The following is an 18,047-nucleotide window of genomic DNA, read 5'->3' as shown; positions in this document are numbered from 1 at the left end:
GGCGCGTTCTTCCAAGGAACACGAGGAGGAGCGGTAATCGTGCTTGATCCGCAGAGTTTGTACGAATGGGAGCCCAAGGGGCTCGCCGTCGTCGACATGGCGCTCGCGCAGGAGTCGGCGGGCCTTGTCATGCTCTACCACTTCGACGGATATATCGACGCGGGGGAGACCGGCGACCAGATCGTCGACAACCTGCTGGAAGCGCTGCCGCACCAGGTGGTCGCCCGGTTCGACCACGACAGACTGGTCGACTACCGCGCGCGCCGCCCCCTGCTCACCTTCCGGCGCGACCGCTTCACCGAGTACGAGACGCCCACCCTTGAGGTGCGGGTCGTCCAGGACGCCACGGGCGCGCCGTTCCTGCTGCTGTCGGGCCCCGAGCCGGACGTGGAGTGGGAGAGGTTCGCGGCGGCGGTCGAGCAGGTGGTGGAGCGGCTGGGAGTACGCCTCTCGGTGAACTTCCACGGGATTCCGATGGGCGTCCCGCACACCCGCCCGGTCGGCATCACTCCGCACGGCAACCGCACGGACCTCATGCCGGGCCATCGCAGCCCCTTCGACGAGGCGCAGATCCCCGGCAGCGCCGAGTCCCTGGTGGAGCTGCGGCTGATGGAGTCGGACCATGACGTGCTCGGTGTCGCCGCGCACGTACCGCACTACGTCGCCAGGTCCTCGTACCCGGACGCGGCGCTGACCGCGCTCGAGGCGATCACGGCCGCCACCGGGCTTGTCCTGCCCGCGGTCGCGCACTCACTCCGTACGGAGGCGCAGCGCACCCAGACCGAGATCGAGCGGCAGCTCGGCGAGGGCGACGAGGAACTGGTCACGATGGTCCAGGGCCTTGAGCACCAGTACGACGCGGTGGCGGGCGCCGAGTCCCGCGGCAATCTGGTCGCCGAGCCGACGGAACTGCCTTCGGCCGACGAGATCGGCCTGGAGTTCGAGAAGTTCCTCGCCGAGCGCGAGGGCGACGGCGGCTGAGCCGTCCGCGAACGAAGGCCGCCGCTGTCCGCCCCGACAGCGGCGGCCTTTACGCTGGCCCCATGCTGAAGATCGGACTGACCGGTGGGATCGGCGCGGGCAAGAGTGCGGTGTCCCGGCTGCTGGCCGGGTACGGGGCGGTGCTCATCGACTCCGACCTGATCGCGCGCGAGGTGGTCGAGCCCGGTACGCCGGGGCTCGCCGCCGTGGTGGCCGAGTTCGGCGACGGGGTGCTCACGGCCGACGGCGCGTTGGACCGGCCCAAGCTCGGCGGGATCGTCTTCGGCGACCCCGACAGGCTGCGGGCGCTGAACGCCATCGTGCATCCGCTGGTGCGTGACCGCTCCGCCGAGATCGCCGAGGAGGCGGCCGACGACGCCGTCGTCGTCCACGACGTGCCGCTCCTCGTCGAGAACGGGCTGACCGAGGGGTTCGACCTGGTGCTGGTCGTGGACGCCTCGCCCGAGACCCAGCTCGACCGGCTCGTACGGCTGCGGGGCATGGCACCGGAGGACGCACGGCAGCGGATGGCGGCGCAGGCCACCCGCGAGGAGCGGCTGGCAGTGGCCGATCTCGTCATCGACAACGACGGCCCGCTGGAGAAGCTCGAACCGCAGGTACGCGCGATCTGGCGACAACTCGCCGAGCGGGCCTGAGACCGGGCATACGCGAGCCGGGCGCCGGCCGGGCGTCAGGCGCCCGTCAACGCGGGCGCCACTAGGGGCCGTCCGCGGCGTACCGGTACTACCATCGGCCCGTGCAGATCGTCTTCGCGGGCGCCACCGCTGTCAGCGGTCTGCTCGTGCTGCTCGCCGGGGTCCACGGACTGCGCAGGACCCGGCAGATCCTCGCCACGGGGCACTCCGTGACGGGCCTGGTCAAGCGGCCCCCGACCGGCGCCGAGCGGGCACTGCTCCAGTTCGAGACGGTGGACGGACGGGTGATGGAGATCGTCTCACCGGCCCCGCTCGACATCGGCTCCGTCGTCGAGCTGTCGTACGACCCGGCCGACCCGCGCGACGTGGCGCTGCCCGCCCACCGGCGTACCGGACTGGACGTGGGATTCGTGGTGGCGGGCGCCGCCGTGGTCGTCCTCGCGGCCGTCCTGGCCGCCACTTCCTTCTGATGTTCCTCGCCGGAGCCCCGGATGCAGAATGGAAAACGCGCCGCCGAGACCGGCGTTGAACGTGCGCAGCAAGGGAAGGATGCGACTGTGCCCGAAAGCCCGGAGACCCATGTCATCGACTACCGAGCGGCGGAGCAACTGCTGGCTGCCCGGGATCCGCGCGGGGCGGTCAAGCTCCTCGACTCCGTGATCGCTTCCCATCCGGAGAACACCGCAGCCCGGCTGCTGCGCGCCCGCGCGTTCTTCGCCGCCGCCCAGTTGCGCCCCGCCGAACTCGAATTCGAGCTGGTCCTGGAGCGTGAGCCGGACAACGCGTTCGCGCATTTCGCGCTGGCGCGCACCTTCGAGCGGTCGGGGCGGCCCGAGCAGGCGAGGAAGCACTTCAGGCTGGCGGCGGCGCTCGACCCGAACCCGGAGTATCTGAAGGCGGCGCAGTTCGACTCCGACCAGTGAAACCGGCCGGGTGACGGTCAGCGGCCGTCCCTCGGCGGGCCGCCTCTGCCGCTCCCGTGCCGCTCGCGTTCGCGCTGCCAGTCGCGTTCGCGGTCCCGCTCGCGGGCCGGGTCGTACGGCGGGACGTCGCGGCCGGGCTGATAGCGCGACCCCTGCCGGATATGGCGGATGACGAACCCCAGATCCACGATGACGATCAGCGCGAGGGCGCCGCAGGCGGCGGCCCAGCCCGGCCGGTCCGCGATGGCGAAGGCAGCCGTGCCGAAGGCGGTCCAGGCCAGGCCCCATATGCTCAGCCAGAACCGCATACGCAAGGGGCTGCGTGCGGTCGTCGGTTCATTTCCGGTGCGCATGGCTCGGCACCTCCCACCTGGCGTGTACCCACGAGGGCGGCCCGTACAACCGATAACGGAACAAACAGATAATAGGGGGCATGGGTGACGAATGACGCGGAAGCACTGCCCGAGGCCGACGCTCTGGCGGATGTGCTGCTCGACCTCACCGTCCCGCACGAGGACATCGGCGCGCTGCTCGCCCTGCGCCGCCGGATGACGGCCGACCCGGAGCTGCGCGACCTGCTGGCTGCGGCCACCGGCGCGCTGATCGCCGACATGGGTGAGGCAGGCGGCAAGCCGCCCGCGCCGCGGCAGCCCGCGGAGCCCGAAGCGGTGGCCCGCTACTTCCCGGTGTACGCGCTGGTCGCCGCGCTCCCCGCCGTACGGGCGTACCACCGGGCGCTGGGCATATCCGAGGAGATCAGCCGCCGTACCCTCGCCGACCTGGGCCGGCAGATGGCGGTCCACCGCCGCAGGCACGGCACGGGCGGGCTGGCCACCCCCGGGTGGCTGGCGCTGCACTTCCGCGGCGAGATCTACCAGCTCGGCCGGCTCCAGTTCCAGCGCGGCAGGCTCGACGACCGGATGGGCGCGGCCGTACGCGAGGCCGGACTGCCGTACGGTCCGGGCGACCGCTGTCTGGACGTCCACATCCCCGACTTCCTCGGGCCGCTCACGCCGGAGACCTGCGACCGGTCCTACGCGCTGGCCAGGGCGTTCTTCGCCCGGCACTTCCCCGACGAGGCGTACGGCGTCGCGGTCTGCGAGTCGTGGCTGCTCGACCCGCAGCTCGCCGGATATCTGCCGGCCGACTCCAACATCGTCCGCTTCCAGCGGCGCTTCACGAGCGGCTACGAGCTGACCGAGAACTACGACAGGGGCCCGCTGGAGTTCGTGTTCGGCGACCCGGCGCTCCCGGTGGCGACCCTGCCGCGCCGCACCACGCTGGAACGCGCGGTCGGCGACCATCTGCGGGCGGGTCTGCACTGGTACGGCGGGCACGGCTGGCTGGAGATGCGGCCGTCCACGCCCTGAGAGCGATGAGTTCTGCGGGTGCGGCCCGTCTACCTCTGTGAAAGCAGCCATTCACGGAGGGGAACCATCACCATGTCGGACTCGTCGCTCACCACTGCCAGCACCACTGCCAGCACCACTGCCAGCACCGCGACCACCACCGCGCCGGTCACCGCGCGCCGTACTCCGTCCCGCCGTACGCATCTGACGGTGCGCGTGCTCCAGATCGTGCTGGCGCTGTTCTACGTCGGGGCCAGCGCGGCGCCGAAGCTGGTCGCGCAGTCGTCGGCCGTCGAGTCCTTCGACACGATCGGCTTCGGCCATTGGTTCATGTACGCCGTCGGTGCCCTGGAGCTGGCCGGCGGGATCGCGCTGGTGATCCCGCTGCTGTCCGGCGTCTCGGCGCTGGCGCTGATCGCCCTGATGATCGGTGCTTTCGTCGTCCAGTTGACGTCGTTCGGCGGGGAGAACGCGTTCACACCGCTGGTGCTCATCCTGCCGCTCGCGCTGATCGCCCGGGTCCGTCGCCACGAGACCGCCCGGCTCGCCGCCCTCGTACGCGCGCGGCTGTGACCCGTACCGCCGCAGGTCAGTGCACGATGCCGTAGCTCTGCCACGGCCCGGCGCCCGGGGCGGTCCTGTTGGTCAGCGTCGTGCCGAGGTAGGTGTACTCCCCCTTGCAGTCGCCCTTCGGGTACAGCTTCAGATCGACCAGGGTGAGGTTGGTGACCATGCGGGCGCCGCCCCCGGTGAGCCGGTGACAGCCCTTCACCGGGGGGCTGTTCACCTGCACGTGGCCGGCGTCGCCCGCCGTGTAGGTCACCGGCCCGACGGCGGTCCTGCCGAGTACGGAGCAGCCGGTGACGGCGAGGGTCAGGAGCGCGGTCCCGGCGGCGATGCGGAGGCGCCGGTGGTGGGTGAGGGACATGGGCCGTCCTCGTCTGTACGGAGAAGCCTGGTCCTGGTCACCCTGCCGGACCGGCGCGGGAGCGGCACGAGAAGCGCGGCCGGTCGGGGTACGGGCGCGGTAGGGGCCGGCGCGGGCCAGGTACGTACGGGCCGCTGCGCGAGTCTCGACCGGTACACCGGCTGAGGCTTACCGTGTTGACAGATACCTCGGTCGGCGTCAGGGGGCCATCATGGTCGAGGAACTGGTGACAGCGGGCATCGCGGTGGTCTGTGCGGGCGGTGTGTACGCGGCGGCCGCGGCCCGGGTGGTCAAACAGTACGAACGAGGCGTGGTGTTCCGCTTCGGCCGGCTGCGCGAGGGCGTCAGAGGACCCGGGTTCACGCTCGTCGTGCCGTTCGTGGACAAGCTCCGCAAGGTCAATCTGCAGATCGTGACGATGCCGGTCCCCGCACAGGACGGGATCACCCGCGACAACGTGACGGTACGGGTCGACGCGGTCATCTACTTCAAGGTGGTCGACGCGCCGGACGCGCTGGTGCAGGTGGAGGACTACCGGTTCGCGGTCTCCCAGATGGCGCAGACGTCGCTGCGTTCGATCATCGGCAAGAGCGATCTCGACGATCTCCTGTCGAACAGGGAGAAGCTCAACCAGGGCCTGGAGCTGATGATCGACAGTCCGGCGATCGGCTGGGGCGTGCAGATCGACCGGGTGGAGATCAAGGACGTCTCGCTCCCGGAGACGATGAAGCGCTCGATGGCGCGGCAGGCGGAGGCCGACCGGGAGCGGCGCGCCCGGATCATCAACGCGGACGCGGAACTGCAGGCGTCGAAGAAGCTCGCCGAGGCGGCCAAGGAGATGTCCGAGCAGCCGGCCGCCCTGCAACTGAGGCTGCTGCAGACGGTGGTGGCGGTCGCGGCCGAGAAGAACAGCACACTGGTGCTGCCGTTCCCCGTCGAACTGCTGCGCTTCCTGGAGCGGGCGACACCGGCGGAAGCGGCGCGGGCCGTGCAGACGGTGTCGCAGGCGGCCACGGCGGCGGCCCCGGCGGTTCCCGCGCAAGGTCCGGTACCGCCGCGGGGGTCGGCTCCGGCGGAGGGGTCGGCTCCGGCGGAGGAGTCGGTTGCGGTACCGCACGAGGAACCGGTCGCGGTGTCCGACCCGGCCGCGGCGCCCGCCCCACCCCCGTCGCACGCCTGAACACGCGCTCGGGTGACCCGCTGCCTACCTTTGGGTATGTCGGAGAGAGCGGCGGTCGGCTGAAGGAGCCCGGAACGTATGGAACCCGTGTGCACGACTCGTCAGGGCCAGGTCAGCGGCCGGATCTCGGCGGAAGGGGTGGCGTCGTTCCTGGGCATCCCGTACGCGAAGGCGCCCCGGTTCGGACCACCGGAGCCCGCAGAGCCGTGGGAGGGGATACGGCCGGCGGTCGCGTACGGACCCACGCCGCCCAAGGCACGCTACGCGCCGCCACTCGACGCGCTCATCCCGGAGACCTTCGTCGCGGCGGGGCCGGGCGAGACGTATCTCAACCTGAACGTCTGGACGCCCTCGCCCACGTCGGGCGGCGCCGGGCTGCCGGTGATGGTGTGGATCCACGGCGGGTCGTTCACGAACGGCTCTTCGGCCGACCCCACGTACGACGGGACCGCGTTCGCCCGCGACGGCGTCGTGCTGGTGAGCGTCAACTACCGGCTCGGCACGGAGGGCTTCCTCCATCTCGCAGGAGTGCCCGACAACCGGGGTCTGCTCGACCAGATCGCGGCGCTGGAGTGGGTACGGGACAACATCGCGTCGTTCGGCGGCGATCCCGGCCGGGTCACGGTCTTCGGCGAGTCCGCGGGCGCGATGGGCATCGGCGTCCTGCTCGGCATGGAGCGGGCGCGCGGGCTGTTCCGCCGGGCCATCCTGGAGAGCGGAGCCACGCACCACTTCCTGCGGCCCGCCTCGGCCGCCCTGATCACCGCCCGGCTCGCCGAGAAGCTGGGGATCGAGGCCACGGCCGCCGCTTTCGCCGCCGTCCCCGAGGAGCTGTTGCGGCCCGCCCAGGCGGCACTGCGGGCGGAGATCGGCGCACGCCCCGACCCGGCCCTGTGGGGCGAGGCGGCGCTGAACATGATGCCGTTCGAACCGGTCGTCGAGGACCACGTCCTGCCGGGACCCGACTGCGGCGTCGACCTGCTCGTCGGCAGCAACCGCGAGGAGTACCTGCTGTTCCTCGTGCCGACCGAGCGGCTGCATCTGGTGTCGGAGGCGCGGCTGCGCGGGGCAGCGGAGACGTACGGACTCGACCCGGACAAGGCGCTCGCGCTCTACCGGGAGACCCGGCCGGAGGCGATGCCGGGAGAGATCTTCGACGCGCTGACGACGGACTGGTTCTACCGGGTACCGGCGATCCGGCTCGCCGAGGCGGTGCCCGGCTCGTATCTGTACGAGTTCGCCTGGCGCTCCCCGCGCTTCGACGGCCGGCTCGGTGCCTGTCACGCCGTCGAGCTGGGCTTCGTCTTCGACCTCGCCGCCTCGGACGCCTATACGCCGATGCTCGGCGGCGCGGCGCCGCAGGCACTCGCCGACACGATGCACGGCGCGTGGGTGGAGTTCGCCAGGACCGGGGACCCGGGCTGGGCGCCGTACGACAGGGACAGCCGGACGACGATGGTCTTCGACGAGGAGTCGGCGGCCGTGGACGACCCCAGGCCGCGGGAGCGCGAACTGTGGGAAGGGCTGCGCTGACCTGCGCCGACCTGCGCTGACCTACGCTGACCTGCGCCGACCTGTTCTGACCTGTGCTGACATCGCTTTTGGAGGGAATGTCAGACCCCCCGCCTAGACTCGCAGAGACAGTCGGATCTTGGACGCGGTCTCGGAGCGCGCGGAGCGGGAGGTGGGGGCGATGGTGCGGTACGGACAGAGCCTGACGCGCTGCGCCGCTGTCTTCCTGCCCGCCGGGCTGCCGCGCGAAGGGAAGGTTGCCTTCTGGGCTCCGGACGGCGGCGAGCTGCCGGCCGAGGAGTTCGCGGGGGCCGATGCCGCCGAGGCGGGCACCCGGAGCGTCATCTCGGTGGTGGGACGGGCCGAGGGCGGCGGGGGTGACGAGGGCGCCGGGGGGGACGAGGGCGCCGTTGCTACCAGCCGCGTGCCCGCCGTGCTGCTGCCGGTGGCCGAAGCGGTGCCGCTGCTGGTGCGCGCCCGTGCGGACAAGGCGGCGCATCCGGCCTCCGCCTGCTGGGGTGCCGCAGCCCTGCACGCGCTGCAACTTGCCGCGCGCGGGCGGCTCCTGCCGGGACTGACTTCCTCCGACCATGACGCCTGGCGGGCCGGGCCGCTCGACGCCGGGGACATCGCACAACTGCGGGCCATCGCCGCCGCCATGCCGTACGAGGCGTATGCCGTGCCGGTCTCCGACCAACCGCCGCTCCGGCTCCCCGACCCGGAGGCGCTGGTACGCGCGTTCCTCGACGCGGTGGCGGACAGCCTGCCGCGTACGCCCGCCGCCGCGTTCGCGGCAGGGGCGCCGTTCGCCGCGAAGGCCCCGCAGCACCTGCCGCGCGCGCGGGCGTGGGCGGCCGAGGCGGCGGTCGGTATGGACGCCGGGGTGCGGGTGTCGCTGCGCCTGGACCTCTCGGCCTTCGAGCTGTTCGACCATACGGAGCCCGACCCTTTCTCGGCCGAGCCCGCACCCCTCTCGGCGGAGCCCGCACCTGTCTCGACGGAGGCCGACGTCGAGCGGCGGGCGGGCGCGGCGCTCGTCCAGATCCACAGCCTCGCCGATCCGACGCTCGTGCTGGACGCGGCCCGGCTCTGGGCGGGAGAGGGGGACGAGAGCTTCGGGCCGCGGGCCAGGATCGACGCGATGCTCGCGCTGCGCCGCGCGGCGCGCGTCTGGCACCCGCTCGCCAGACTGCTGGAGCGCGATGTCCCCGACGCACTGGCGCTGTCCGAGGACGAGCTGTACGAACTGCTCGGCCCCGGCGCCGCCCGGCTCGCCGCAGCGGGTGTCGCCGTGCACTGGCCGCGCGAGCTGGCCCGTACGCTCAGCGCCGCCGCCGTCGTACAGCCGGCCCCCGGCTCGGCCACGGACGGCACGCCGTTCTTCGACAGTACGGAACTGCTCAAGTTCAACTGGCAGTTGGCGCTGAACGGCGATCCGCTCAGCGACGCGGAGATGGACGCGCTCGCCGAGTCGCACCGCCCGATCGTGCGGCTGCGCGACCAGTGGGTCGTCGTCGACCCCGCGCTCGTCCGCAAGGCGCGCAAGCGGGAGCTGGGGCTGCTGGCCCCGGTCGACGCGCTGGCCGTGGCGCTCACCGGCACGGCGGAGGTGGACGGCGAGACGGTACAGGCCGTGCCGACCGGCGCCCTGGCCGTCCTGCGTGACCGGCTCACCTCCGGCACTGCCACGCTCCCGCAGCCGCCGGCGCTCGCCGCCACGCTGCGCGACTACCAACTGCGCGGCCTCGCCTGGCTCGATCTGATGACCTCGCTCGGCCTCGGCGGCTGCCTCGCCGACGACATGGGTCTCGGCAAGACCATCACGCTCATCGCCCTGCATCTGCACCGCGCCAGGCCCACCCCGACCCTGGTGATCTGCCCCGCGTCCCTCCTCGGCAACTGGCAGCGCGAGATCACCCGGTTCGCCCCGGGTGTGCCCGTGCACCGCTTCCACGGCAGCGGCCGGACGCTGGAGGGAGTGACCGACGGCTTCGTGCTGACCACGTACGGCACGATGCGCGGCAGCGCCCCCGAACTGGCCGCGCACACCTGGGGCATGGTCGTCGCCGACGAGGCGCAGCACGTGAAGAACCCCTTCTCCTCCACGGCCAAGGCGCTGCGCACGATCCCGGCGCCGGCCAGGATCGCCCTGACCGGCACCCCCGTGGAGAACAACCTCTCCGAGCTGTGGGCCCTGCTCGACTGGACCACCCCGGGGCTGCTCGGACCGCTCAAGACGTTCCGCGCCCGCCACGCCCGCATCGTGGAGAACGTGGAGAACGCGAAAGCGGCCGACGTGAAGGACGCCGACAACGAGGAAGCGGTGGAGCGGCTCGCCCGGCTGGTCCGGCCGTTCCTGCTGCGCAGGAAGAAGTCCGACCCGGGCATCGTGCCCGAGCTGCCGCCCAAGACGGAGAGCGACCACCCGGTCGCGCTCACCCGGGAGCAGGCGTCGCTCTACGAGGCGGTGGTGCGCGAGACGATGGCCGCCATCGAGGCGGCGCAGGGCATCGCGCGCCGCGGGCTCGTCATGAAGCTGCTCACCGCCCTCAAGCAGATCTGCAACCACCCCGCGCAGTTCCTGAAGGAGGACACCGCCCGGCTCACGGGCCGGTCCGGCAAGCTCGCCCTGCTCGACGAGCTGCTCGACACGATCCTCACCGAGGACGGGTCGGTACTGATCTTCACGCAGTACGTGTCGATGGCGCGGCTGCTCTCCGCGCATCTCACCGCCCGTGCCATCCCCTCCCAGTTGCTGCACGGCGGCACCCCCATCGCCGAGCGCGAGCGGATGGTGGACCGGTTCCAGTCCGGCGAGGTGCCCGTCTTCGTCCTCTCGCTGAAGGCGGCGGGCACAGGACTGAACCTCACCCGGGCCGGTCATGTCGTCCACTTCGACCGCTGGTGGAATCCGGCCGTCGAGGAGCAGGCCACGGACCGCGCCTACCGGATCGGCCAGACCCAGCCCGTCCAGGTCCACCGGCTGATCGCCGAGGGCACGGTCGAGGACAGGATCGCCGAGATGCTGGTCTCCAAGCGGGCCCTGGCCGACGCCGTGCTCGGTTCCGGCGAGGCGGCCCTGACCGAGCTGACCGACCGTGAGCTGGCCGATCTCGTCTCGCTGCGCAGGCCGTCATGACGGCCGCCCGCGCCCTGCGGCACGACGACCGCCGCCGCACCTTCCCCGCCCTGCCGCCGCGCCCGAGCGCCGAAGGGGACTTCGCAGCGAGCTGGTGGGGCAACGCCTGGGTGGAGTCCATGGAGGACACCGCGCTCGACACGGCCCGGCTCCAGCGCGGCCGGGCGTACGCGGGCGGCGGGCATGTCGACGCGATCACGGTCACCCCCGGCAAGGTCACGGCGTACGTGCACGGCAGCAGGCCGCGCCCGTACCGTACGGAAATCCGGCTGCGCACCCTGGACGAGGCGGGCTGGGAAGACCTGCTCGACAGCGCGGCGGCCCGCCCCGACCACATCGCCGCGCTCCTCGACAAGGACATGCCGCACTCCCTCGCCGAAGCCGCCGGCCTGCTCCCCGGCCCCGGCGATCTGACCCCCGACTGCTCCTGCCCGGACGACGGCTACCCCTGCAAACACGCCGCAGCACTCTGCTACCAGACGGCGCGTCTCCTGGACGAGGACCCGTTCGTCCTGTTCCTGATGCGCGGGCGCGGCGAGCAGGAGGTGCTCGCCGATCTGACCCGGCGCAACGCCGCCAGGTCCGCCGTGGAGCACACGGCGGCGGCGCCCGCCATGCCCACCGTCGCAGCGGGCGCCGCCCTCGCCGTGCGCAGTCGTCCGGCGCTGCCGCCCCCGTTCCCCGTACCGGCCCGGCCGGGGCAGCCGCCCGACTTCCCGCAGGCGCCCGGCGCCCCCGACCCGCTGGCGCTGGATCTGCTCGCCACCGAAGCGGCGGCCCGCGCCCACGCGTTCCTCAGCACGGGCATCGACCCGGTGGCGGAGCTGACCCCCTGGCAGGACGCGGTACGGCTGGCGGCCGCCCATCCCGGTTCGGGCCTCACCGCTTCGACCCGCGCCCTCTACCGCGACCTGGCAGCGGCGACCGACCGGTCTCCCATGGACCTGGCGCGCGCGGTGGCGGCCTGGCGGCAGGGCGGCTTCGCCGGGCTGACCGTGCTGGAAACGCCCTGGGACCCGCCGGCCGGCCCCTTCGACCGCGCCAGGCCGGCCCTGATAGCCGCCGACTTCCCGCACTTCCGGCCCTGGCGCAACCACCTCTCCACCGACACGCTCCAGCTCCGGTTCGGCCAGGACGGCCTCTGGTACGGCTACGAGTCGGACCGCGGCCGGGAGGACTGGTGGCCCAGGGGCACCCCGGACACCGACCCGGTCGGCGCGCTCACCGCGCTGCTCGGCAGATAGCGGGCAGCGGGCAGCGGCAAGCCCCGCACCCGGTCGCTGCCGACCGGATCCGGGGCTTACCGACACCCGTTTGTTCGCGTTGTTCGTGTCAGCCGATGAGCTGGTCCGACCGCTCCGGCGACTCGATCCGCGAGGTGCCGGAATTGCGGACGTGCAGCTCGTGCACCACACGCTCGGTCGTCGACTCGTGGGCGATCAGATCGCCGAGCGCGACCACGGCGAGGCCGATGGCGTTGGCGAAGATCAGCCAGTGCTGCGCGGTGCCGGTGAAGACCAGCGGTGTGATCAGCGACCACAGGGCCACCAGCGCCAGGGCGCCGTGTGCGAGCTGCTGATGGGTCCGCCTGGCGACAGCGGCCCCGGCGGCAGCGGCGACGGTGAACGCGGTGGACACACCGAACGCGAGCCAGTGGGCGGGTGTTGCGGAGAAGCTCATCGCGGAGACCACCAGAAACGCACCGCCGATGACGGCTGTGGTGTCAAGCGCGAAACGAGAGCTGAGCGCCATGGTTGAAGCACCTCCCCGGTATCGGCGAAAACGCCGAACCGACCATAGAAGAACAGGAAGTGAGTCGGATCGGGGCGCAGTTGAAGCGCCGGGCTGGCTCGCTTGCCTCCGATTCATTGTTTCGAAGACATAAGTAGTAACCGTGTGAAGTACTCGGCCCATGTCCGCTTCCGCCTGAAATCTATGTGACTTGCGTCACATCTTCACGACTCGCGAAAAAGAGTGACGAGTAGACTACTCTCGGTGTCGGTCGGTGGTCTAAGGGGGCCTGGTGGAAGCCGAGTTGATGGCGTTGGCGACGGCGGGCGCGACGGCGCTCGTCCAGCAGATGGCGACGGACGGCTGGACCCGGGTGCGTGAGCGGATCGCCGGCTACTTCGCCGCCCGCGGCTCCACCGACCTGGATTCCGTCCAGTCCGATCTGGACGCGTCCCAGGCCGAACTGGCCGTGGCCCGGCAGGAGGACGACGCCGAGGCGGCGGCCGACGTACTGGCCGACTGGCGCGGCCGGCTGCGCCGTACGCTGCGCGCCGATCCGGAGTCCGCAGCCGAACTGCGTTCGCTGCTCGACGAATTGGCCGGTGAGTCAGCGACCGGCGGTGGGATCGACGTGCACAACACCATCAGCGGCGGCACCCAGCACGGCGCCGTCGTCCAGACCGGCACGATCGGCAGCCTGCACTTCGGCAGGGAGAGCTGACCTGCTGACTGGTCGGCCCGTGGGGCGCCCGCGCCCGGCTACTGGTTCGCCGCCCACCGGGTCAGTGTCGCGAAGTCCGAGGCGCGCAGCCCCCGGCGCGGGTGGATCCGCAACAGCAGCGCCGGGGCGTCGTGGTGGGCCGCCACATACGCCGTGTCCCGGTCCGTGATCATGTCGTCCACCCAGGCGAAGGGCCGCCCCGCCGCCCACTTCAGCAGCGGCCGGGTCTTCCAGTACAGCCCGTCGGGATCGCGCGCGAACAGCTCCGGCCATTCGATCACCGGCAGATCGGCGGGCAGTCCCACCACCGGCGCGATCATCGTGTTGGCCTCGTGCATCCAGGTGGTGGCCCAGGCGAGTTCGTACGGCAGCGCCGTCAACTGCGCGCCGTGCGCGGGGTTCAGCCGTACCCGCAGACCGCGGCGGTGGCTGCGGGAGCCGGGAGTCTGGCGGGCCAGCCAGGTGGACGGGTGCAGCCGGGTGGTCGTGTAGCCGCGCGGCCGGGAGAGGCGCGCCGCGTACGGGTTGAGGGGGCCGTCGACGTCGAGGAGGAGCAGCGGGCGGGCAGTCATGGGGGAGTGCTGCCCGGCGCGGGCGCCCCGCACACGGCGGCCGCCGACCGTCGGCCCGGGGGCGGACGCCGGCTCACTGCCGGTAGCCGCTCAGGAAGCGGCCGATGCGGCTGATCGCCGCGTCCAGGTCGTCCGCGTACGGCAGGGTCAGGATCCGGAAGTGGTCGGGGCGCGGCCAGTTGAACCCGGTGCCCTGCACGACCTGGATCTTCTCCCGCAACAGCAGGTCCAGGACGAACTTCTCGTCGTCGTGGATGCGGTGCACCTTCGGGTCGAGCTTCGGGAACGCGTACAGCGCGCCCTTCGGCTTGACGCAGGACACCCCGGGGATCTCGTTCAGCTTCTCCCAGGCGCGGTCGCGCTGTTCGCGCAACCGGCCGCCGGGGGCGGTGAGTTCATGGATCGACTGGCGGCCGCCGAGCGCGGCCTGAATGGCGTACTGGGCAGGGGCGTTGGCGCACAGCCGCATCGAGGCGAGCGTCGAAAGCCCTTCCAGGTAGCTGCGCGCGTGCTGCTTGGGGCCCGTGACGACCAGCCAGCCGGACCGGAACCCCGCCACCCGGTACGTCTTCGAAAGGCCGCAGAAGGTGAGGACGACCAGGTCGGGCGCGAGGGCCGCCGCGCTGTGGTGCACCGCGTCGTCGTAGAGGATCCGGTCGTAGATCTCGTCGGCGAAGACCATGAGCTGATGGCGGCGGGCGAGGTCGAGGATGCCCTCGACGATCTCGCGCGGATAGACCGCGCCCGTGGGGTTGTTGGGGTTGATGATCACGACCGCCTTCGTACGGTCGGTGATCTTCGACGCCATGTCGTCGAGGTCCGGGTACCAGTCGGCGGACTCGTCGCACATGTAGTGCACGGGCCGGCCGCCGGCCAGGGTGGTGACAGCGGTCCACAGCGGGAAGTCCGGTGCCGGGATGAGGACTTCGTCGCCGTCCTCCAGCAGCGCCTGCACCGCCATCGAGACCAGTTCGGAGACGCCGTTGCCGAGGAAGATGTCATCGACGGTGACATCGGGCAGCCCCATGTTCTGGTACCGCTGGGCGACCGCGCGGCGGGCCGAGAGCACGCCCTTGGAGTCGGTGTAGCCGTGCGCCTGCGGCAGCATCCGGATCATGTCCTGGACGATCTCCTCCGGCGCCTCGAAGCCGAAGGCGGCGGGGTTGCCGGTGTTGAGGCGCAGGACCGTGTGGCCCGCCTCCTCCAGTGCGTCGGCGTGCTCGATCACCGTGCCGCGGATCTCGTAGAGGACCTCACTGAGCTTGCTCGACTGCCGGAATTCCATGCGGTGGCCTCCCCGACCTCATTGCGATACTTGGTTTTACCAAGTGCGAGCTTGGAAAGTCCAATGACATGTCTAGACTGCGACGCATGCCACCACGCCGCCGAAGCTACGACCAGTACTGCGCAGCCGCCCGCGCCCTCGACGCGGTGGGCGACCGCTGGACGCTGCTGATCGTCAGGGAACTGCTCGCAGGGTCCCGCCGCTACACCGATCTGCACGCCGATCTGCCGGGCGTCAGCACCGATGTGCTCGCCTCCCGGCTCAAGGACATGGAGCGCGACGGACTGGCGACGCGCCGCAAGCTGCCGCCGCCCGCCGCTGCCTTCGTGTACGAACTCACCGAACGGGGGCGGGGGTTGCTGCCCGTCCTCGACGCGCTGGCGACGTGGGGCGCGCCGGAACTGGCCGAACGCAGGCCCACCGACGCCGTACGGGCCCACTGGTTCGCCCTGCCGCTGCTGTCGCTCTTCGATCAGCTCGGCACCCCGGGCACGGTCGAAGTGCGCCTGGACGAGGGGGAGTTCCACATCGTGCTCGGCGACGGCGCGCCCGCGTACGGCGAAGGCCCGGCGCCGGCCCCCGACGCCCGCCTCGTACTCGACGCCGACACGTGCCGCGCGGTGGGCGGCGGCGCGCTGGCGGTGGAGGACGGGGTGCGGGACGGGCGGATCGAGGTGTCGGGCGAGGGCGGTCTCGCGAAGGTGCTGCGCGGGGAGTGAGCGCGGGTCTCGCGGCGCGGGCCTGGAGCGCGGGCCTCGTGGCGCGGGCCTGGAGCGCGGGTCACGCGGCGCGGGCCTCGTGGTGCGGGTCGGCTACTCGCAGGCGACGCCGTCGCCGTCGCGGTCCAGGTGCGCGCCGTAGCCGGGGTCGCCGACATGGATGGGGGCGGCTCCGGCGGCCCGTACGGCGGTGCAGTTGGCGTAGTACGTGTCCGAATCCCCGCCGCCGCTGGTGCCGTTGTCGCTCGTACCGCCGCCACTGGTGCCGCCGCCTCCGCTCGGGGCGCGGGCCGTGACGGTGACCCTGACCTTGGCGGTACGGGTCGCCGTGACCGTGACCGTCGGCGCGGGCTCCGGCGCGTCCGGGGTCGCGGTCGCCGTCCGCGTCTCGGTCGCGGTGGCCGTCACGGTCGCTGTCGGTTGCGCGGAGGTGTCAGCCGCCGCCTTGACCTGCGTACCGCCCGAATCGCCGGAATCGCCCGCACCGCCGATGGCCGCGCCGATGGACAGCGTCAGCAGAAGAGCGGGTAAGACGATCCGCTTCCTCGCCCAGCGCGGTCGCACCGGTGTGTTCGGCGGCGGCTGCGGTGGCCAGCCCGGCTGTGGTGCCGTGGGATACATGAGGTGCCCCCCTCGTGTGATGTGAAGCGTGGTGCGAAGGGGGACAGTGTGTTCCCGGAACGCGCTTTCCGTACCCAGTAGGGGGAAATCCGGTCGTTCCGTCTCCTCCCGTCTCCGTCGCCCGTCCGATGGATGATGGACGGGTGCAACTCGAAGCGATCACCTGGGACCGGCTGACCGACGCCCTCGCCGACCGGGTCATGGAGACCGGAGCGGCCGACGGCGGCGCTTGGCCGCGCGTCGCCTTCGACGGCGCGCCCGCCGCGCACCCCGGCGAACCGGCGGAGGCGCTCGCCGAAGCGCTGCGGCTGCGCGGCCGATCGGTGCTGGTGGTCGGCACCGCCGGATTCCTCCGGCCCGCCTCGCTGCGGTACGAGTACGGGCGCGAGGACCCCGACACGTACTACGGAGGCTGGTTCGACACCGGCGCGCTGTGGCGCGAGGTCTTCGGACCGCTGGACCCGGGCGGCACAGGCCGCGTCCTGCCCGACCTCTGGGACCCGGCCACCGACCGCGCCACCCGCAGCGCCCACCGCGAACTGCCCCCGGGCGGTGTACTGGTGGTACACGGCCCGCTGCTGCTGGGCCACTGGTTCCCCTTCGACCTCACGGTCCACCTGCACCTCTCCCCACCCGCCCTGACCCGCCGCACACCCCCCACCGACCGCTGGACCCTCCCGGCCTTCGCCCGCTACGAAGAGGAGGTGGACCCGTCAGCGGCGGCCGACGTGGTCGTACGAACGGACCACCCGAACCACCCGGCGTGGGGCGGCCTACGGGCCTGACCTGGGGCTGCCTCGACCGGAGCCGTCGGACGCCGGCTAGATCCCGGCCGTCCCGGCGGACGCGGACGGCTCCGGCGGGCGGCCGCCCGCGAGCGTCACCGACACGGCTCCCGCTCGGCAGCCCGCTGCCGCTGCCGCTGCGAGGTCGGCGCCCGCCAGTCGTGCCGCGAGGTACGCGCCCGTGAAGGCGTCCCCCGCGCCCGTCGAGTCGACCGCGCGTGCCGGGACGCCGGGCACGTGCGCGGTCACGCGGCCCGCCTCCGCGATCAGTGCGCCTGCCGCGCCCAGGGTCACCACCGTGACCGGTGCGTGGCGGCTCAGTGCCGCCGCCGCGGCTTCGACGTCTGTGAGGCCGGTCAGCAGCCGGGCCTCGTCCGCGTTCGGGAGCAGTGTCTCCGCGCCGGCCACCTCCGTCAGGAACCGGTCGGCGCCGAGTTGTTCGAGGAAGCCCGTGGACGCCGGGTCCACGCTCACCGGGATGTCGCGCTCGCGCGCCGACGCCAGCGCCGCGCGGGCCGCACGGCGGCTCGGTTCGGCGAAGAAGAGGTAGCCGGACAGATGCAGCCGGCCCACTCCGTCCAGCAGGGACGGCGACCAGTCGGCCGCGGTGAGCCGCAGGGCCGCGCCGCTGTCGGTGAGGAACGTACGCTCGGCTGCCCGGTCGGCCGTGTCCACCAGCGAGATCACCGTCGCCGTCGCCACCTGCTCGTCCACGACGAAGGCCGCCCGTACGCCCGCCCGGCGCAGCACCTGTTCGTGCCAGCCGCTCGCGTCGGCGCCGACCCGCGCCAGCAGCGTCACCGCCGCGCAGCCCGAACGGGCCGCCCAGCAGGCCGCGTTCGCGCCCGCCCCGCCGGGCAGGGTCCGGATCTCGGCGACGGTGTCCGTGCCGTGCGCGAGCGGCGGCCGGTAGCGGGCCATCACGTCGGTGACCACGTCACCGAC

At 72.3% G+C, this 18,047-nt stretch carries 20 protein-coding genes; 13 read left to right on the top strand and 7 right to left on the bottom strand.

What is annotated here, in order from left to right; genetic code table 11:
- Positions 1-39 precede the first annotated feature (39 nt).
- From ACZ63I_RS30950 to ACZ63I_RS30935, 4 genes are all read left to right on the top strand, one after another.
- The gene (locus ACZ63I_RS30950; protein ID WP_078863692.1) at positions 40-981 is read left to right on the top strand and encodes a PAC2 family protein; all 942 of its coding nucleotides are present in this window, start codon (positions 40-42) and stop codon (positions 979-981) included.
- A gap of 62 nt (positions 982-1,043) precedes the next feature.
- The gene (gene coaE / locus ACZ63I_RS30945) at positions 1,044-1,637 is read left to right on the top strand and encodes a dephospho-CoA kinase (protein ID WP_469342567.1); all 594 of its coding nucleotides are present in this window, start codon (positions 1,044-1,046) and stop codon (positions 1,635-1,637) included.
- Positions 1,638-1,738: 101 nt separating this feature from the next.
- Positions 1,739-2,107 carry a hypothetical protein gene (locus ACZ63I_RS30940; RefSeq protein WP_469342565.1) on the top strand — a complete coding sequence of 123 codons (369 nt, stop codon included), beginning with the start codon at positions 1,739-1,741 and terminating at the stop codon, positions 2,105-2,107.
- Between the two features lie 87 nt (positions 2,108-2,194).
- Entirely contained in the window at positions 2,195-2,560 is a 366-nt protein-coding gene (locus ACZ63I_RS30935; protein ID WP_469342564.1) for a tetratricopeptide repeat protein, read from the top strand.
- 17 nt (positions 2,561-2,577) lie between these two features.
- Here ACZ63I_RS30935 and ACZ63I_RS30930 read toward each other — a convergent pair whose 3' ends face one another.
- A complete protein-coding gene (locus ACZ63I_RS30930; protein ID WP_469342562.1) occupies positions 2,578-2,913 on the bottom strand; it encodes a DUF6343 family protein in 336 nt (111 codons plus the stop codon).
- An 84-nt stretch (positions 2,914-2,997) separates the two neighbouring features.
- Here ACZ63I_RS30930 and ACZ63I_RS30925 point away from each other — a divergent pair, with 84 nt between their 5' ends.
- Positions 2,998-3,930 (top strand): acyltransferase domain-containing protein, encoded by a 933-nt coding sequence (locus ACZ63I_RS30925; protein WP_469342561.1) that lies wholly within the window; start codon positions 2,998-3,000, stop codon positions 3,928-3,930.
- Between the two features lie 72 nt (positions 3,931-4,002).
- On the top strand, positions 4,003-4,482 hold the full coding sequence (locus ACZ63I_RS30920) for a DoxX family protein (protein WP_469342560.1): 480 nt from the start codon (positions 4,003-4,005) through the stop codon (positions 4,480-4,482).
- 16 nt (positions 4,483-4,498) lie between these two features.
- Here ACZ63I_RS30920 and ACZ63I_RS30915 read toward each other — a convergent pair whose 3' ends face one another.
- Positions 4,499-4,837 (bottom strand): hypothetical protein, encoded by a 339-nt coding sequence (locus tag ACZ63I_RS30915; RefSeq protein ID WP_469342559.1) that lies wholly within the window; start codon positions 4,835-4,837, stop codon positions 4,499-4,501.
- Between the two features lie 211 nt (positions 4,838-5,048).
- Here ACZ63I_RS30915 and ACZ63I_RS30910 point away from each other — a divergent pair, with 211 nt between their 5' ends.
- From ACZ63I_RS30910 to ACZ63I_RS30895, 4 genes are all read left to right on the top strand, one after another.
- Positions 5,049-6,017, top strand: coding sequence for a slipin family protein (locus tag ACZ63I_RS30910; protein ID WP_469342557.1), 969 nt, complete (start codon positions 5,049-5,051; stop codon positions 6,015-6,017).
- A gap of 78 nt (positions 6,018-6,095) precedes the next feature.
- Positions 6,096-7,550, top strand: a complete 1,455-nt coding sequence (locus tag ACZ63I_RS30905) for a carboxylesterase/lipase family protein (RefSeq protein ID WP_469342556.1) — start codon at positions 6,096-6,098, stop codon at positions 7,548-7,550.
- A gap of 160 nt (positions 7,551-7,710) precedes the next feature.
- Complete coding sequence (locus tag ACZ63I_RS30900; RefSeq protein WP_469342636.1) at positions 7,711-10,668, top strand: DEAD/DEAH box helicase; 2,958 nt, start codon at positions 7,711-7,713, stop codon at positions 10,666-10,668.
- Entirely contained in the window at positions 10,665-11,912 is a 1,248-nt protein-coding gene (locus tag ACZ63I_RS30895) for an SWIM zinc finger family protein (protein ID WP_469342554.1), read from the top strand. Before ACZ63I_RS30900 ends, ACZ63I_RS30895 begins: the two co-directional genes overlap by 4 nt.
- 88 nt (positions 11,913-12,000) lie before the next feature.
- Here ACZ63I_RS30895 and ACZ63I_RS30890 read toward each other — a convergent pair whose 3' ends face one another.
- Positions 12,001-12,420 carry a hypothetical protein gene (locus tag ACZ63I_RS30890; RefSeq protein ID WP_469342553.1) on the bottom strand — a complete coding sequence of 140 codons (420 nt, stop codon included), beginning with the start codon at positions 12,418-12,420 and terminating at the stop codon, positions 12,001-12,003.
- 271 nt (positions 12,421-12,691) lie between these two features.
- Here ACZ63I_RS30890 and ACZ63I_RS30885 point away from each other — a divergent pair, with 271 nt between their 5' ends.
- Positions 12,692-13,120: a hypothetical protein gene (locus ACZ63I_RS30885; protein ID WP_469342552.1), complete on the top strand. Its 429-nt coding sequence runs from the start codon at positions 12,692-12,694 to the stop codon at positions 13,118-13,120.
- Between the two features lie 38 nt (positions 13,121-13,158).
- Here ACZ63I_RS30885 and ACZ63I_RS30880 read toward each other — a convergent pair whose 3' ends face one another.
- Both ACZ63I_RS30880 and ACZ63I_RS30875 read right to left on the bottom strand, forming a co-directional pair.
- Positions 13,159-13,692 (bottom strand): HAD domain-containing protein, encoded by a 534-nt coding sequence (locus ACZ63I_RS30880; RefSeq protein ID WP_469342551.1) that lies wholly within the window; start codon positions 13,690-13,692, stop codon positions 13,159-13,161.
- 73 nt (positions 13,693-13,765) lie between these two features.
- Positions 13,766-14,977 carry a pyridoxal phosphate-dependent aminotransferase gene (locus ACZ63I_RS30875; protein WP_469342550.1) on the bottom strand — a complete coding sequence of 404 codons (1,212 nt, stop codon included), beginning with the start codon at positions 14,975-14,977 and terminating at the stop codon, positions 13,766-13,768.
- A 68-nt stretch (positions 14,978-15,045) separates the two neighbouring features.
- Here ACZ63I_RS30875 and ACZ63I_RS30870 point away from each other — a divergent pair, with 68 nt between their 5' ends.
- Positions 15,046-15,696 (top strand): winged helix-turn-helix transcriptional regulator, encoded by a 651-nt coding sequence (locus ACZ63I_RS30870; protein WP_469342548.1) that lies wholly within the window; start codon positions 15,046-15,048, stop codon positions 15,694-15,696.
- Positions 15,697-15,789: 93 nt separating this feature from the next.
- Here the strand turns inward: ACZ63I_RS30870 and ACZ63I_RS30865 are convergent, their stop codons facing one another.
- Positions 15,790-16,317 (bottom strand): excalibur calcium-binding domain-containing protein, encoded by a 528-nt coding sequence (locus ACZ63I_RS30865; RefSeq protein ID WP_469342547.1) that lies wholly within the window; start codon positions 16,315-16,317, stop codon positions 15,790-15,792.
- 143 nt (positions 16,318-16,460) lie between these two features.
- On the opposite strand from ACZ63I_RS30865, the gene ACZ63I_RS30860 reads away from it, so the two are divergent.
- Positions 16,461-17,102, top strand: coding sequence for a nucleoside/nucleotide kinase family protein (locus ACZ63I_RS30860; RefSeq protein WP_469342546.1), 642 nt, complete (start codon positions 16,461-16,463; stop codon positions 17,100-17,102).
- A 36-nt stretch (positions 17,103-17,138) separates the two neighbouring features.
- Here ACZ63I_RS30860 and ACZ63I_RS30855 read toward each other — a convergent pair whose 3' ends face one another.
- Complete coding sequence (locus ACZ63I_RS30855) at positions 17,139-18,023, bottom strand: carbohydrate kinase family protein (RefSeq protein WP_469342635.1); 885 nt, start codon at positions 18,021-18,023, stop codon at positions 17,139-17,141.
- Between the last annotated feature and the right edge of the window lie 24 nt (positions 18,024-18,047).

The sequence above is a fragment of the Streptomyces sp. NPDC087906 genome (assembly GCF_055584925.1).
This window is presented reverse-complemented; position numbering and strand designations above follow the sequence as displayed.

What these genes read in the sequence shown, in the direction of transcription:
- ACZ63I_RS30865 (WP_469342547.1), bottom strand. Translation starts at nt 16,317, where the DNA reads ATGTATCCCACGGCACCACAGCCGGGCTGGCCACCGCAGCCGCCGCCG.
- ACZ63I_RS30855 (WP_469342635.1), bottom strand. Translation starts at nt 18,023, where the DNA reads ATGGCCCGCTACCGGCCGCCGCTCGCGCACGGCACGGACACCGTCGCC.
- ACZ63I_RS30910 (WP_469342557.1), top strand. Translation starts at nt 5,049, where the DNA reads ATGGTCGAGGAACTGGTGACAGCGGGCATCGCGGTGGTCTGTGCGGGC.
- ACZ63I_RS30905 (WP_469342556.1), top strand. Translation starts at nt 6,096, where the DNA reads ATGGAACCCGTGTGCACGACTCGTCAGGGCCAGGTCAGCGGCCGGATC.
- ACZ63I_RS30900 (WP_469342636.1), top strand. Translation starts at nt 7,711, where the DNA reads ATGGTGCGGTACGGACAGAGCCTGACGCGCTGCGCCGCTGTCTTCCTG.
- ACZ63I_RS30870 (WP_469342548.1), top strand. Translation starts at nt 15,046, where the DNA reads ATGTCTAGACTGCGACGCATGCCACCACGCCGCCGAAGCTACGACCAG.
- ACZ63I_RS30930 (WP_469342562.1), bottom strand. Translation starts at nt 2,913, where the DNA reads ATGCGCACCGGAAATGAACCGACGACCGCACGCAGCCCCTTGCGTATG.
- ACZ63I_RS30915 (WP_469342559.1), bottom strand. Translation starts at nt 4,837, where the DNA reads ATGTCCCTCACCCACCACCGGCGCCTCCGCATCGCCGCCGGGACCGCG.
- ACZ63I_RS30880 (WP_469342551.1), bottom strand. Translation starts at nt 13,692, where the DNA reads ATGACTGCCCGCCCGCTGCTCCTCCTCGACGTCGACGGCCCCCTCAAC.
- ACZ63I_RS30875 (WP_469342550.1), bottom strand. Translation starts at nt 14,977, where the DNA reads ATGGAATTCCGGCAGTCGAGCAAGCTCAGTGAGGTCCTCTACGAGATC.
- ACZ63I_RS30920 (WP_469342560.1), top strand. Translation starts at nt 4,003, where the DNA reads ATGTCGGACTCGTCGCTCACCACTGCCAGCACCACTGCCAGCACCACT.
- ACZ63I_RS30890 (WP_469342553.1), bottom strand. Translation starts at nt 12,420, where the DNA reads ATGGCGCTCAGCTCTCGTTTCGCGCTTGACACCACAGCCGTCATCGGC.
- ACZ63I_RS30895 (WP_469342554.1), top strand. Translation starts at nt 10,665, where the DNA reads ATGACGGCCGCCCGCGCCCTGCGGCACGACGACCGCCGCCGCACCTTC.
- coaE (WP_469342567.1), top strand. Translation starts at nt 1,044, where the DNA reads ATGCTGAAGATCGGACTGACCGGTGGGATCGGCGCGGGCAAGAGTGCG.